The following is a 13173-nucleotide window of genomic DNA, read 5'->3' as shown; positions in this document are numbered from 1 at the left end:
CTCCCATGGCACCGCGCATCCTGCTGGCCCGGCACGGACAGACCGAGTGGTCGTTGTCCGGCAAGCACACCGGCAGGACCGATGTGCCGCTCCTGGAGGAGGGCCGCAGGGGCGCCGAGCTGCTCGGCGAGCGCCTGCACCGGGCGCCGTACGACGGGCTGCCCGGCGTCGAGGTGCGCACCAGCCCGCTGGCGCGTGCGCGGGAGACCTGCGAGCTGGCCGGTTTCGGCGACCGCGCGCAGACCTGGGACACGCTCATGGAGTGGGACTACGGGGCGTACGAGGGCATGACGCCGGCCGAGATACAGGCGGTCCGGCCCGGGTGGCTGATCTGGCGGGACGGGGTCCCCGAGGGGGAGTCCCTGGCCGAGGTGACGGCCCGTGCGGACGAGGTGGTGTCCTGGGCCCGGTCCGCCGACCGTGACGTACTGGTCTTCGCGCACGGGCATGTGCTGCGCTCGATCGGCGCGCGGTGGCTGGGGCTGCCGATCGCTTTCGCCGCCCGTATCCGGCTGAACCCGACGTCCCTGTCGGTGCTGGGGTGGGCGTACGGCGAGCCGGCCGTGGAGTCGTGGAACGAGACGGGGCACCTGGCGGCTGTCTGACGTCCGGGTGCCGGTCGCGCGGCCCGGCGCCCGGGGGCGCCCGGCACCGGTGCGGGTCGGGGTGGGCCGCGCGGCCCGGCGCCTGCGGGATGCCTCCCCGAGGAGGGCACCCCAGTGCGGGACACCCCCAGTGCCCACCCGCGCCGCCCTGGGGGGCCTCCCGGGCCCTTGAGGCGCTGGGGGAGGCACGCTTTGCCCGCGGCTGCGCGGCGCGGACTGCCCGCGGTGACGCCTCCGGCGGTCTACGCCGTGCGGGACGGGGAGCCGTGGCGGTCCAGGAAGGCCGATACGCCCGCTGCGCGCCGGTGGGGGAGGAGGACACGGGAGGTGCCCGCCAGCATCGTCCGGACCCGGGACGACTGGACCTCGTTCAGCAGGTCCAGTACCCGCATTCCGGCCTCGGCCGCCTCGTCGGGCAGGCCCCCCCGGGCCAGGTCGTCCGCCAGCTCCGCCGTGTACAAGGCGATGTTCCGCGTGAAGTGCGGGTTCTGCAGCTCCGCCGCCCGCCGTGCGTGCCGCGCCGCCCGCTGCCAGTCGCCCAGCGTCGACCAGCACTGCGCCTTCAGGCCCTCCAGCTCGGCCTCCCCGTAGAAGCTCATCCACTCCGGATCCGCCTCCGAGGCACCGCGCTCGAAGTAGGCCCCCGCCCGGGCCAGCGCCTGCTCGCAGCCCGTGCGGTCGGCGAGCCCCGCCCAGCCGCCCGCCTCCCGCAGCGCCAGCAGCGACACCAACCGCGCGGAGCCGAGCGGCCGCGCGGCCCGCTGGGCGGCCTGTGCCGCCCGCACCGCCTCCCGGGGCCGGCCCGCGTCCCGCGCGAGGAACGCGGTGTTGCAGAAGGCGTGCGCCTCCACCCCCGGGTCCCCGGCCATCCGCGCGGTCGCCAGCGCCTCCGCGTAGTGCGAGCGCGCGTCGTCGAAGCGGCCCGAGTCGTGGGCCAGCCAGCCCACCGAGATGGCCAGCTCACCGGCGCCCGAGTACAACCGGTCCGCCGTCCGCTGCCGGATCGTTCCAGCGTCCAGCAGCGCGTAGGCGGCGCGCAGGGGAGCCGCCGCGCGGCGGTACAGCCCGTCCGCCCCGTGCCGGTCGTCCAGCAGCCGGATGCGGCGGACGGCCTCCTCCAGGGCGCCCGCGTCGCTCGCCCCCGCGCGGCGCACGGCGCGCTGCGCCGCCGACGCCTCCGGGGCGAACCCGTACGGGCTCAGCGAGGCGGTGGCCACCGTGGCGCCCCCGCCGGTCATGAATGCGCGACGCAGCACGTCGCTCTCCTCGTGGTCGTGCGTGTCGTACGTGTCGTACCGGTCCTGCGTCTCATACGGCTCGTACATCCCGCTGTTCTCAGTCGTGGCGTTCGCCGGGTTCCCGGCGGGGGCCGGGGGAGCACCCCCGGCGGTCCGGGCCCCGCGCCCGCGCACCGCCGAGCGGGGCGCGAAGCCCAGGTCGGTCAGCGTGCGGCCGGGGAACATGTGCAGGAAGACCCGTTCGTAGGCGTAGTTAGGGCAGCGGATCTCGCCGGCCTCCACCCGGTGCACATACCGTGCGTCGCAGCTGACCCGCTCGCCGATCTCGCGGGCGGCCCGCCGGACCGCCGCGGCGAACTCGGCCGGCGAGCGCGGTCCGCGCAGGTGCCGGAAGACGAGGTTCGGCCGCGGGGGCCGGGGTGGCTGTGACGAGGGCACCGTTGACGACGCCATGGCCGGGTCCTCTCTGCGAACCGTCGAACCCTGCCGGAGTCAAGGACGTTCGTCCGTGTGGCGCCCCGTCTCCGGCGGGCTAGAACGTACCTGTTGTGACGGAGTCACTACGCGGAGTTTGGCAACAATTCGGATATGTCATCTGCGATCTGCCATGAACTGCCATCCTTTGCGGCGGACTTTCGTCGTAGCCGTTGACGCTCCGGCTCGTTGGGCCCTGTGGACCGGGGGCCCGATGTGCGCGTTGGAGGCCGGGATGATGACCAGGCGGAGCAGGGATCCGTTGGAACTGCCGGACACGGGGTGCGAGGTCGTCACGGTTCCGGTGCGGCAGGGTCTGGAGGCGGTCGACATCCTGCGGCGCGGGGGCGCGGACGCGGTGGGGCCGGTGCTGCACGACGACGGGTGCGACACCCTCGGCTTCCTGGTCCCGCCGGGGACGGCCGCGGCCTGGGACGTGCCGGGCAGCGTCTGCACGGAGACGGACGGCTGCGGGCTGGGACCGGTGCCGGAGCTTTCCGGGGAGGGGGCGGACTGGTTGCTGCCGCCGGAGGAGGCGGAGCCGGCGACGGATCCCGCGGTGCTGCGGAAGGCGCTGGACGAGGCCCAGCGGGTGATCGAGGCCGCGGACGGGTGTGCGTGAGATCCGGGTACCGGGACGGGGCCCACTCCCGCCGCCCCCATCCGTCCCCGTCGCTCGGGGACTCTGCCCCGGACCCCCGCTCCTCGAGCGCCGGAGGGGCTGAAACCATGGGGTCATGGGAAGGACCAGGAACAGTGGGCGTCACCAGGCATCCGTCGGGGCCGTCGTCGAGCCGGTCGACGGAGGGCTCGCCCGGCTCGTTCCGGACCGGGAGCGGGCGCGGGGCTGGACGCTGCTGATCGACGACGCGCCGCAGTCGCACGTCGACCTCGACGACCCGGCGCACCTCTCCTTCGAGTACCAGCGCCGGTTCGGCCATGTCGTCGACCTCGTCGCCCCGCCCGGCAAGCCCCTGCAGGCCGTGCACCTCGGCGGCGGCGCCTTCACCCTCGCCCGGTACGTCGCCGCCACCCGCCCCCGCTCCACCCAGCAGGTCGTCGAACGGGACGCGGCGCTGGTGCGGCTGGTCCGGCGGGAGCTGCCGTGGGACGCCAGGACCCGCATCCGGGTGCGTTCGGCGGACGCCCGTGAAGGGCTCGCCAAGGTGCCGGACGGCTGGGCCGGACTCGTCGTCGCCGACGTCTTCAGCGGGGCCCGCACCCCTGCCCACCTCACCTCGGCCGAGTTCCTCGACGATGTCCGCAGGGCCCTCGCCCCCGGCGGGGTCTACGCCGCCAACCTCGCCGACGGGCCGCCCCTCGCGCATCTGCGGGGCCAGATCGCCACCGCCGCCGCCCGGTTCGATGAACTCGCGCTGATCGCCGACCCCGCGGTGCTGCGCGGCAAACGCTTCGGCAACGCCGTCCTGGTCGCCTCCGACGCGCCCCTGCCGATCGCCGAGCTGACCCGCCGGGCCGCCTCCGACCCGCACCCGGGCCGCGTCCAGCACGGCAGGGAACTCCTCGACTTCACCGGCGGGGCCGCCCCCGTGACGGACCGGTCGGCGGTCGCCTCGCCGGCGCCGCCCGCGTCCGTCTTCCACTGACCGGCGGCCGGCCGGCGCGCACGGATCCCGGGACGGCCGCGTGACCGGTGCCTCCCGCACCGGCGAATCCGGTGACGGGGCAGGTGCGCGGTACGCACCGGGGACCGTCCGCGGCACTCGCGGCGGATCCCCTCAGTACGTTCCGATCTCCACCCGCGGCGGTCCGTCGTGCCAGGTGCAGAAGACCGACACCCGGTCCGCGCCCGAGGAGAACTCCACCCGGATCCACGTCCCCGTCTTCCACACCTGCATCGACCAGCCCGCCCCGGCGTCGCCGAGACCAGCGACGCGGACGTCTCGCCGAGGTCGAACACCGCCCGCGACGCCAAGCCGCGGACGGCCGCCGCCGGACCCGGCGCCGGCTGCGACGCGGCCGAAGCGGTGCGGGAACGGATGGCGTTCCGGTCGGCGCTCGCCGAGGACGAGGGCCGCAAGTGGCGGGTGGCCGGCGCCGGCCGGCCGGTGTGCATACCCGTGGCCCGCACCGACCTGGCCGCCGCCCTCGACGCGCTGCTCGGCAACGTCTTGCGGCACACCGCCGAGGGCACCGCGTTCGCGGTCGACGTGCACAACGGCGAGGACGCGGTGATCGTGCTGGTCTCCGACGCGGGCCCCGGCATACCCGATTCCGAGGCGGCGATGGCCCGTGGCCGGGGTTCCGGCAGTGACGGCTCCACCGGGCTCGGCCTGGACATCGTGCGCCGGCTCGCCGAGTCGACCGGCGGGGACGTGCGGATCGGCTCGTCCGTGCTCGGCCTGGACATCGTGCGCCGGCTCGCCGAGTCGACCGGCGGGGACGTGCGGATCGGCTCGTCCGTGCTCGGCGGGACCGAGGTGCGGATCTGGATCCAGCTCGACGGACGCGGACGGGCGCCCCGGCGGCGGGGACACCGGGGGACCGTGCGCCGGCGTCGTGGACCGGGCCGGCCGGCCGCCTTCCTCAACCGGCCCCGGTCCCTTCCTCGAGCGCACCCCGGGATCCTCGACGGCCTCCCGGATCAGGGGATTCCGCAGCTCGATCCTCCAGGACGAGTTCGCCTCCACGAAGGCGTTCGCCGCCTGCGAGCGAGGCGCTCGTGGAGGACGGGGCGCGGCACTCCCCTGGGCGCCGCGCCCCGTCCCCCGTCCTCCGGAGCCGGAGTCGGTCAGATGTGCTCCGGCTCCGGAAGCGTCCCCGACTTCGCGGCCCGCGCGTACCACAGGGCGCTGGACTTCGGGGTCCGCTGCTGGGTCACGTAGTCGACGTAGACCGCGCCGAAGCGCTTGTCGTAGCCGTACGCCCACTCGAAGTTGTCCAGCAGGGACCACAGGAAGTAGCCGCGCACGTCCGCGCCGTCGGCGATGGCCCGCCGCACCGCCGAGAGGTGCCCGTGCAGGTAGGCGACGCGCTCCGGGTCGTGCACCGTGCCGTCGGCGTCCGGCTTGTCGTCGTAGGCCGCACCGTTCTCGGTGATGTAGATCGGCAGTCCGGGCGCCTCGCGGTGGTAGCGCATGATCAGCTCGTGCAGGCCCGTAGGGTCGACGGACCAGCCCATCTCGGTCTGCTCGCCCGGGGACTGGTGGAAGGCGACGTCCTCCGCGGCGGGCCACGGCGAGTGCTCGCTCGCCCCGTGGCCGTCGGCCCGCGGGCCCTTCGCGTCCGGGTCCGCCGCCGACACCAGGGTGGGCGTGTAGTAGTTGAGGCCGAGCGCGTCCAGCGGCTGGTGGATCAGGTCCAGGTCGCCGTCGAGGACGTACGACCAGTCGGTGAGCGACGAGGTCGCCTCCAGCAGCGTCTCCGGGTAGGCGCCGTGCATGACCGGGCCGTGGAAGATGCCGCTGGACAGGTCGTCGATCTTGCGTGCCGCCGCCACGTCCGCCGGGTCGCTCGGCGAGAGCGGCCGGACCACCGAGGAGTTGAGGCTGATCGCGACCGAGTTGCGGGCCGGCATCACCGAGCGCAGCGCCTTGGCGCCCAGGCCGTGCGCCAGGTTCAGGTGGTGGGCGGCCCTCAGCGCGGCCACCGGGTCGGTGCGGCCGGGGGCGTGCACCCCGGAGGCGTACCCCAGGAAGGCGCTGCACCAGGGCTCGTTGAGCGTGATCCACTGCTCCACCCGGTCGCCGAGTGCCTCGCCGACGATCTGCGCGTACTCCGCGAAGCGGTACGCGGTGTCGCGCTCCGGCCAGCCGCCCGCGTCCTCCAGCTCCTGCGGCAGGTCCCAGTGGTAGAGGGTGACGGCCGGCTTGATGCCCTTCGCCAGCAGCTCGTCGACCAGCTTGCGGTAGAAGTCCAGACCGCGCTGCACGGCGGGGCCGCGGCCGGTCGGCTGCACCCGCGACCAGGAGACGGAGAAGCGGTAGGCGTTGAGGTTCAGGTCCGCCATCAGCGCCACGTCGTCGCGGTAGCGGTGGTAGTGGTCGACAGCGATGTCACCGGTGTCGCCGCCGATCGTCTTGCCCGGCGTGTGGCTGAAGGTGTCCCAGATGGAAGGCGTACGCCCGTCCTCCCGCACCGCCCCCTCGATCTGGTACGCGGAGGTCGCGGCGCCCCAGAGGAAGGCGGGAGGAAAGGTCACCGGGGTCGCCGGCGTTGCGGAATCAGACATGGAAGCGCTCCCATAGAAGGTCGTGGAGGACCGACGAGTACGAAGAGGAGGGGGGAGGGGCCGAGGCGGCGGTGACCCGGCCCCCAGGGGTACGAACGTGAGGCGGGCGTCAGCCCTTGACGGCGCCCTGCATGATGCCGCCCACGATCTGCTTGCCGAAGATCGTGAAGACCAGCAGCAGGGGCAGCGTACCCAGCAGCGCACCCGCCATGATCAGGGACTGGTCCGGGGTGTACCCGCGGCCGAGGCCCGCGACCGCCACCTGTACGGTCGGGCTGCCGGTCTGGGTCAGCACCAGGAACGGCCAGAGGAAGTCGTTCCAGGCCTGCACGAACATCAGCATGCCCAGCACGGCCATCGCCGGCCGCGCGGCCGGGAACACCACGTGCCAGATCACGCGCCAGCTGCTCGCGCCGTCCACCCGGGCGGCCTCGATGACCTCGTCCGGCAGCGCCTGGAGCAGGTACTGCCGCATGAAGAACACACCGAACGCGCTCACCAGCGACGGGAGGATGACCGCCTGCAGCTGGTCGGACCAGTCGAGCTTGGCGACCATCATGTACAGCGGGATGATGCTGAGTTGCGGCGGCACCATCATCGTGCCGATCACGATCAGCATCAGCGCGTTGCGGCCCTTGAAGCGCAGCTTGGCGAAGGCGAACCCGGCGATCGTCGACAGCACGACGATGGTCACCGCCGAGGTGCCCGCCACGATCGTGGTGTTGAGGAAGGCCTCACCGAGGTTGGCGTCCTTCCAGGCGATCTCCAGGTTCTTGAACAGGTTGGAACCGAACCAGAACGGCGGCGGGTTCTGCGCCAGCCGCTGGTTGTCCCGGGAGGCGGCGATCGCGGTCCACACCAGCGGGAACAGCGACACGATCGTGAACACGATCAGGATCGCGTACGCGATCGGACCGCCGTGCAGCGTTCCGCCGGCCCGCGCCGACTTCGGCAGGCGCGGACGCTTCGGCGCCTTGGCGGGGGTGGTCTCGGGGGGCGTCACAGTCTTCGTCACGGCCACAACTCCTTAACTACTGGCGCGCAGCCGGCGTGAGATGAGCTGGTTGATGAGGCCGATGACGATCAGGATCGCGAACATCGCCCAGGCGATCGCCGAGGCGCGGCCCAGGTGCTGGTTCACCCAGCCCTGCTCGTACAGGTACAGGCCGAGCGTCTGGAACTGGTGCTCCGCGCCGCCGGACGCGCCCTTGTTGGCGTCGAACAGCAGCGGCTCGCCGAAGACCTGGCTGGCGCCGATGGTGGAGACCACCACCGTGAACAGGATGGTCGGACGCAGCGCCGGCAGGGTCACGTGGAGGAACTGCTGCCAGCGGCTGGCGCCGTCCAGCGCCGCCGACTCGTACAGGTCCTGCGGGATCGCCTGCATCGCGGCCAGGTAGATCAGCGCGTTGTAGCCGGTCCAGCGCCAGATGATGATCGACGAGACGGCGAACTGGGAGGGCCACTTCTCGCCCTGCCAGTCGACCGGGTCGATCCCGACGAGGTCCAGCGTCCAGTTGATCATGCCGTAGTCACGGCCGAACAGCAGCACGAACACCAGGGAGGCGGCGGCGATCGAGGTGGCGTACGGGGCGAGCATCGCGACCCGGTAGAAGGTCGAGGCACGCAGCTTGTAGTTGAGGATGTGGGCGATGCCCATCGCCATCAGCAGCTGCGGAACGGTCGAGATGACGCCGATGGTCAGGGTGTTTTGCGCGGCGTTCCAGAAGAACTCGTCGTCGAAGATCCGGGTGTAGTTCTTCAACCCGACCCAGCTCATGTCGGTCGGGGCGGTCAGTTCCACCTGGTGCAGCGAGGCCCAGCCGGTGTAGATCAGCGGGAACAGGCCGAAGGCGATGAAGAGCAGGAAGAACGGCGAGACGAACGCGTACGGGCTCCAGCGCATGTCGCGCTGCCAGCGCCGGGACAGCTTGGCCCGGCGTCGCTGTTCCTTGTCCGCGGGCGCGGGGTTCCCGGGCGGACGGCCCGGGGCCGCGCCCCCCTTGACGGGGAGCGCGGCGGTGTCGTGGCGGGTGGCCATCTCGGTCACTTGTCCAGGCTGTTGTCGATGGTCTTGGTGGCCGTCTCCCAGGCCTCCTCGGCCGACTTGCCCTTGGTCACCAGGATGACGCCGTTGTCCGTCAGACCCTGCTGGATGATCTGGTCCTTCGGGCCGATGACCTGGTCCGGGATCTGCTTGGCGGCCTCGGAGAAGACCTCGCCGATCGGGGCGTCACCGGTCATCTCGTTCTTCGCACCGGTCACTTCGGGGCTGTCGTAGGCGCCCGGGGTGCTCGGGAAGCTGCCCTGCACCTTGAACAGCTTCGTCTGCTGCTCGGGCGCGGTCAGCCAGGCCACCAGCTTCTGCGCCTCCTCGACGTTCTTGCCGCTCTTCGGCACGCCCAGGAAGGAGCCGCCCCAGTTGCCGGGCTTGGGTGCCGCGGCCACGTCCCACTTGCCGGCGGCGTCCGGCTGCGACTTGCCCTTGATGTAGCCGAGCATCCACGGCGGGCAGGCGACGGTGGCGAACTTGCTGTTGGCGATCGTCGTGTCCCAGGCCGGCTGGAACTGCGTCTGCGACTGGACCAGGCCCTTCTCGGCGGCATCGGCGGTCAGGTCGAAGGCGTCCTTGACGGCCGGGTTGGTCTTGTAGACGACCTCGCCGGAGGCGTCGTAGAACTTCTCCTTCTCACTGCTGAGGACGGCGTTGAGCAGGCCACCGGGGGAGTCCATGAAGAAGGTGTCCTCACCGGCCGCCTTCTTGTACTTCTCACCGGTCTCGATGAACTTGTTCCAGTCGCCGGCCCACAGCCTGCCGACCTCCTCGCGGTCGGTCGGCAGGCCGGCCTTCTCGAAGAGGTCCTTGCGGTAGCAGATGGCCATCGGGCCGATGTCGGTGCCGAGAGCGACGGTCCGGCCGTCCTTGGTGGTGGCCTGCTGCCACTTCCACTCGAGCCAGTTGTTCTTGTCCACGCCCTCGGCCTTGGACATGTCCGCGAACTTGTCCGCCTGGGTGTCGACGATCTCGGCGATGTTGGCGATCTCGATGGCCTGGATGTCCATCAGGCCGCTGTTGGTGGTGAGGTGATTGAGCAGCGGGGGGTAGTAGTTCTCGTTCCGCTCGATGACGTTCTGCTCGATCTTGATGTCCGGGTTCAGCTTCTCGTACTCGGCGTAGAGACCGGCCTCCTGGAAGCCGAAGGCGCCGAACAGACCCAGCGTGATCTTGGTCTTGCCCTCGCTGTCGGACGAGGATCCGGAGCCGTCGTCACCGCCGTCGTCGGCACAGCCGGCCAGCAGCCCGGTGCCCAGCGACACCACGGCCGCGACGGCCAGCGCCTTACGGACGATGGGCTTCCCCCCGCCCGACCGCTGACGGGAGAGGGGGAGGGTACGTGCTCGCATTGCGTCCTCCTGTTGCCCTGACGTGCCGACCCCCCGGCCAACGGCTCTGTTGGACCCGTATCTTGCGCGTTGCGGCTCGGGCGGGGAACGTGCGGGTTGTGTATGTGTCAGGTACCGTGGGAGCGCTCCCACAAGTGATGTGTTGAAGAGTCGCGGGTCCGGGCGGGGGTGTCAAGGGAACAGACGAGGCGAAGCGCCTTCAGTTATCCGCCTGTTAACTTGACGCCGAGGACCCGCCCCCGGAAGCCCGCAGTCCGCACGCCCCCTCCCGCGGTGGCCGCCGTCACCGGCGGGGCTGTTACATTCCAGGCCGGCGTGACACACGACGGAAGGCGGAGCCGATGGCAGGCCACGGAGCGCGGGGCCGGAGCGGCGGGCGGCCCACCCTCGAAGAGGTGGCCGCGCGCGCCGGTGTCGGCCGCGGCACGGTCTCCCGGGTGATCAACGGCTCGCCCCGGGTGAGCGACGCCACCCGCGCCGCCGTGGAGGCCGCGGTCGCCGAGCTCGGTTACGTCCCGAACACGGCCGCCCGCGCGCTGGCCGCCAACCGCACCGACGCCATCGCCCTCGTCGTGCCCGAGCCGGAGACCCGGTTCTTCGCCGAGCCGTACTTCTCCGACATGCTCCGGGGCGTCGGCGCGGCGCTCTCCGACACCCGGATGCAGCTGCTGCTGATCTTCGCGGGCAGCGACCGCGAACGGCAGCGGCTCGCCGAGTACCTCGCCGCCCACCGGGTGGACGGGGTGCTGCTGGTCTCGGTGCACGCCGACGACCCGCTGCCCGACATGCTGTCCCAGCTGGAGATCCCGGCCGTGATCAGCGGCCCCCGCTCGGCCGCCGAGACGCTCGCCTCCGTGGACTCGGACAACTACGGCGGCGCCCGCCAGGCCGTCGAGCACCTCATCGGCCGGGGCCGGCGCACCGTCGCCCACATCACCGGACGCCTCGACGTCTACGGCGCCCAGCGGCGCATCGACGGCTACCGCGACGCCCTGCGCGACGCCGGCCACGAGGTGGACGACCTGCTGGTCGAACCGGGCGACTTCTCCGAGGACGGCGGCCGGCGCGCGATGGCGGCCCTGCTGGAGCGCCGCCCCGACCTGGACGCCGTCTTCGCAGCCTCGGACGTCACCGCGGCCGGCGCCCGGCACGCCCTGCGCGACGCGGGCCGCCGCATCCCCGACGACGTGGCCCTGGTCGGCTACGACGACTCCGCCATCGCCCGCCACATGGACCCGCCGCTGACCAGCGTGCGCCAGCCGATAGAGGAGATGGGCCGCGCGATGACCGACCTCCTCCTCGCGGAGGTCGCCGACCGCCGTCCGTCGGTCTCCCGGGAGCTGGAGCGGCGTCAGATGGTGCTGGCCACGGAGCTGGTGGCCCGCGCCTCGTCGTGACGTCTCGGTGCTCCGTGCCGGGGCCGGGTCCTTCGGGACCGTGCCGGCGGCTACGCGGTGCGCCCCGTCCTTCCCCACCGGGGGTCGGTGGCCCACTCGTAGTCCCTGCGCAGGCCGGCCGGGACCAGGCCCAGGCGCCGGTCCGGCAGTGGTCTGCCGCTGGCCTCGGCCCACGCGCTGATCTCCTCGAAGTCGTCCGCGGGCGAACCCATGACCGCGTACACGGGGAGGCGGTCCTCGGTGAGCGCGGTGCGGGGGAGGGAGAGGCCGAGGCGCTTCTCGAAGACGGCCAGACCGAGACGCTTGCGTTCGGAGTAGTCGTCGAGGCCGCCGTAGGTGTCTCCGTCGGGGTTCAGGATTCCGGCGGCCACCAGGTCCGGCAGGAACAGGTCGCGTTCCCGCCCCCAGCGGATGCGCTCCTCGCCCAGCCCGTATCCGCAGACGGTGCGGCCGTCGCGCGCGTACAGGACGGTGGTGGGCGGGTGCTCCGAGTTGTGGTGGTAGTGAACGGCCTCCACGCCCTCGCGGGAGACCTCCTCCAGCCGGTCGAGGTAGGAGCCGTGGAGGACGGCGAACGCCCAGCCCGCGTGCTCGCCGACGCGGACCACGGCGCTGTTCGGCCCGTCGTAGGAGCCGACCCCGAGGTCCTCGGTCTCGGCGTCGGTCATCGGCCCGGCCGCCGCGCCGCGCCGCGCCCCCATCCGCACCGCCAGCTCCTCGGCGTCGATGCCGCGGGCGAAGTGCACGTCGAGCATCCATCCGGAACTCGTCACCGTGCCGACCATCCACTGCACACCGTCGCTCACGTGCCCTCCCCTCGCGTCGGCGGACAGGACCTACGCCTGCCCGCCGACGACCATAGGTCGGCCCACTGACATTACGGCGGCGGAAACGAGTACAGCCGGTGACCTTGGCACAAGGTCACCGGCTGACTGGTGAGGGTGAGTGACGGGACTCGAACCCGCGGCATCCTGGACCACAACCAGGTGCTCTACCAGCTGAGCTACACCCACCATGGCCTTGTCGGTTGAGGTCAGTGACTTCTCCGACCGGCCGAGGAAAAGTGTACAGGGTCCGAAGGGGTGCTCGCGCACGGCTTTCCGGGACACCCCCCTGGCGCCCCTCGATCCGCCTACTGAGCAGGCAGGACGTGCTTCGCAGCGATCTTCCTCGCGGTGTCCGAGTCGGGCCCGGGCTGCGGTACGAAGACGGCCTCGCGGTAGTAGCGCAGCTCCGCGATGGACTCGCGGATGTCGGCGAGGGCGCGGTGGTTGCCGTTCTTCTCGGGGCTGTTGTAGTACGCCCTCGGGTACCAGCGGCGGGCCAGCTCCTTGATGCTGGACACGTCCACGATGCGGTAGTGGAGGTAGTCCTCCAGGGCCGGCATGTCCCGCAGCAGGAAACCGCGGTCGGTGCCGACGGAGTTGCCGCACAGGGGCGCCCTGCCCGGCTCCTTGACGTGTTCCCTCACGTAGTCGAGGACCTGCCGCTCGGCGTCCTCGAGCGTCGTGCCGCCCGCCAGTTCGGCGAGCAGTCCGGACGCGGTGTGCATCTCCCGCACCACCTCCGGCATCGTCTCCAGGGCCCGCTTCGGCGGGCGGATGACGATGTCCACGCCCTCGCCGAGCACGTTCAGTTCGGAGTCGGTGACGAGGGCGGCCACCTCGATGAGCGCGTCGTTCGACAGCGAGAGGCCGGTCATCTCGCAGTCGATCCACACCATGCGATCGTTCATGTGTCTAACCTTACGGGGCGCTGCGCTGTGCGGGACCGGCGCGGACGCGTCGCCGTGCCGGGGCGGACGGCACAGGGGCCGCCGCCCCCGCCCCCGCTCCGGCCCTGGACGGGCCCCGTCCGCACAC

Annotated in this window: 11 protein-coding genes, 1 tRNA gene and 2 pseudogenes; 5 read left to right on the top strand and 9 right to left on the bottom strand. The window is 72.1% G+C overall.

All coding sequences use genetic code 11. The features are described 5' to 3' along the window. Positions 1 to 5 precede the first annotated feature (5 nt). The gene (locus tag KYY02_RS05970) at positions 6 to 605 is read left to right on the top strand and encodes a histidine phosphatase family protein (RefSeq protein ID WP_371236383.1); all 600 of its coding nucleotides are present in this window, start codon (positions 6 to 8) and stop codon (positions 603 to 605) included. Between the two features lie 242 nt (positions 606 to 847). On the opposite strand, the gene KYY02_RS05965 is transcribed toward KYY02_RS05970, so the two are convergent. Then, the gene (locus KYY02_RS05965; protein WP_371236382.1) at positions 848 to 2296 is read right to left on the bottom strand and encodes an NsdA family TPR-like regulatory protein; all 1449 of its coding nucleotides are present in this window, start codon (positions 2294 to 2296) and stop codon (positions 848 to 850) included. Positions 2297 to 2552: 256 nt separating this feature from the next. Between KYY02_RS05965 and KYY02_RS05960 the strand changes: the two genes are divergently transcribed. Then, positions 2553 to 2939 carry a hypothetical protein gene (locus KYY02_RS05960; RefSeq protein WP_371236381.1) on the top strand — a complete coding sequence of 129 codons (387 nt, stop codon included), beginning with the start codon at positions 2553 to 2555 and terminating at the stop codon, positions 2937 to 2939. A gap of 115 nt (positions 2940 to 3054) precedes the next feature. Further along, positions 3055 to 3924 (top strand): spermidine synthase, encoded by an 870-nt coding sequence (locus KYY02_RS05955; protein ID WP_371236380.1) that lies wholly within the window; start codon positions 3055 to 3057, stop codon positions 3922 to 3924. A gap of 132 nt (positions 3925 to 4056) precedes the next feature. Here KYY02_RS05955 and KYY02_RS05950 read toward each other — a convergent pair. After that, a pseudogene (locus tag KYY02_RS05950) lies at positions 4057 to 4244 on the bottom strand (hypothetical protein); the annotation flags it as partial. Here KYY02_RS05950 and KYY02_RS05945 point away from each other — a divergent pair. After that, positions 4234 to 4887 (top strand): annotated as a pseudogene (locus KYY02_RS05945) (ATP-binding protein); the annotation flags it as partial. The pseudogenes KYY02_RS05950 and KYY02_RS05945 overlap by 11 nt on opposite strands. 182 nt (positions 4888 to 5069) lie before the next feature. On the opposite strand, the gene KYY02_RS05940 reads toward KYY02_RS05945, so the two are convergent. From KYY02_RS05940 to KYY02_RS05925, 4 genes are all read right to left on the bottom strand, one after another. Next, a complete protein-coding gene (locus tag KYY02_RS05940; RefSeq protein WP_371236378.1) occupies positions 5070 to 6509 on the bottom strand; it encodes a GH1 family beta-glucosidase in 1440 nt (479 codons plus the stop codon). 109 nt (positions 6510 to 6618) lie between these two features. Further along, positions 6619 to 7524 (bottom strand): carbohydrate ABC transporter permease, encoded by a 906-nt coding sequence (locus KYY02_RS05935; protein ID WP_371236376.1) that lies wholly within the window; start codon positions 7522 to 7524, stop codon positions 6619 to 6621. Positions 7525 to 7536: 12 nt separating this feature from the next. Next, complete coding sequence (locus KYY02_RS05930; RefSeq protein WP_371236543.1) at positions 7537 to 8550, bottom strand: carbohydrate ABC transporter permease; 1014 nt, start codon at positions 8548 to 8550, stop codon at positions 7537 to 7539. Between the two features lie 5 nt (positions 8551 to 8555). Next, a complete protein-coding gene (locus tag KYY02_RS05925) occupies positions 8556 to 9914 on the bottom strand; it encodes an ABC transporter substrate-binding protein (protein ID WP_371236374.1) in 1359 nt (452 codons plus the stop codon). Positions 9915 to 10255: 341 nt separating this feature from the next. On the opposite strand from KYY02_RS05925, the gene KYY02_RS05920 reads away from it, so the two are divergent. Beyond that, positions 10256 to 11311: a LacI family DNA-binding transcriptional regulator gene (locus KYY02_RS05920; RefSeq protein WP_371236372.1), complete on the top strand. Its 1056-nt coding sequence runs from the start codon at positions 10256 to 10258 to the stop codon at positions 11309 to 11311. Positions 11312 to 11361: 50 nt separating this feature from the next. On the opposite strand, the gene KYY02_RS05915 is transcribed toward KYY02_RS05920, so the two are convergent. From KYY02_RS05915 to orn, 3 genes are all read right to left on the bottom strand, one after another. Further along, positions 11362 to 12117, bottom strand: coding sequence for a hypothetical protein (locus tag KYY02_RS05915; protein ID WP_371236371.1), 756 nt, complete (start codon positions 12115 to 12117; stop codon positions 11362 to 11364). Between the two features lie 134 nt (positions 12118 to 12251). Beyond that, a tRNA-His gene (locus tag KYY02_RS05910) sits at positions 12252 to 12324 on the bottom strand. Positions 12325 to 12443: 119 nt separating this feature from the next. Then, entirely contained in the window at positions 12444 to 13046 is a 603-nt protein-coding gene (orn, locus tag KYY02_RS05905) for an oligoribonuclease (RefSeq protein WP_371236369.1), read from the bottom strand. Between the last annotated feature and the right edge of the window lie 127 nt (positions 13047 to 13173).

This window comes from Streptomyces pimonensis (genome assembly GCF_041380215.1).
Lineage (GTDB): Bacteria > Actinomycetota > Actinomycetes > Streptomycetales > Streptomycetaceae > Streptomyces > Streptomyces pimonensis.
Note: the sequence above shows the minus strand (reverse complement) of the source record. Positions and strands in the feature narration are given on the sequence as shown.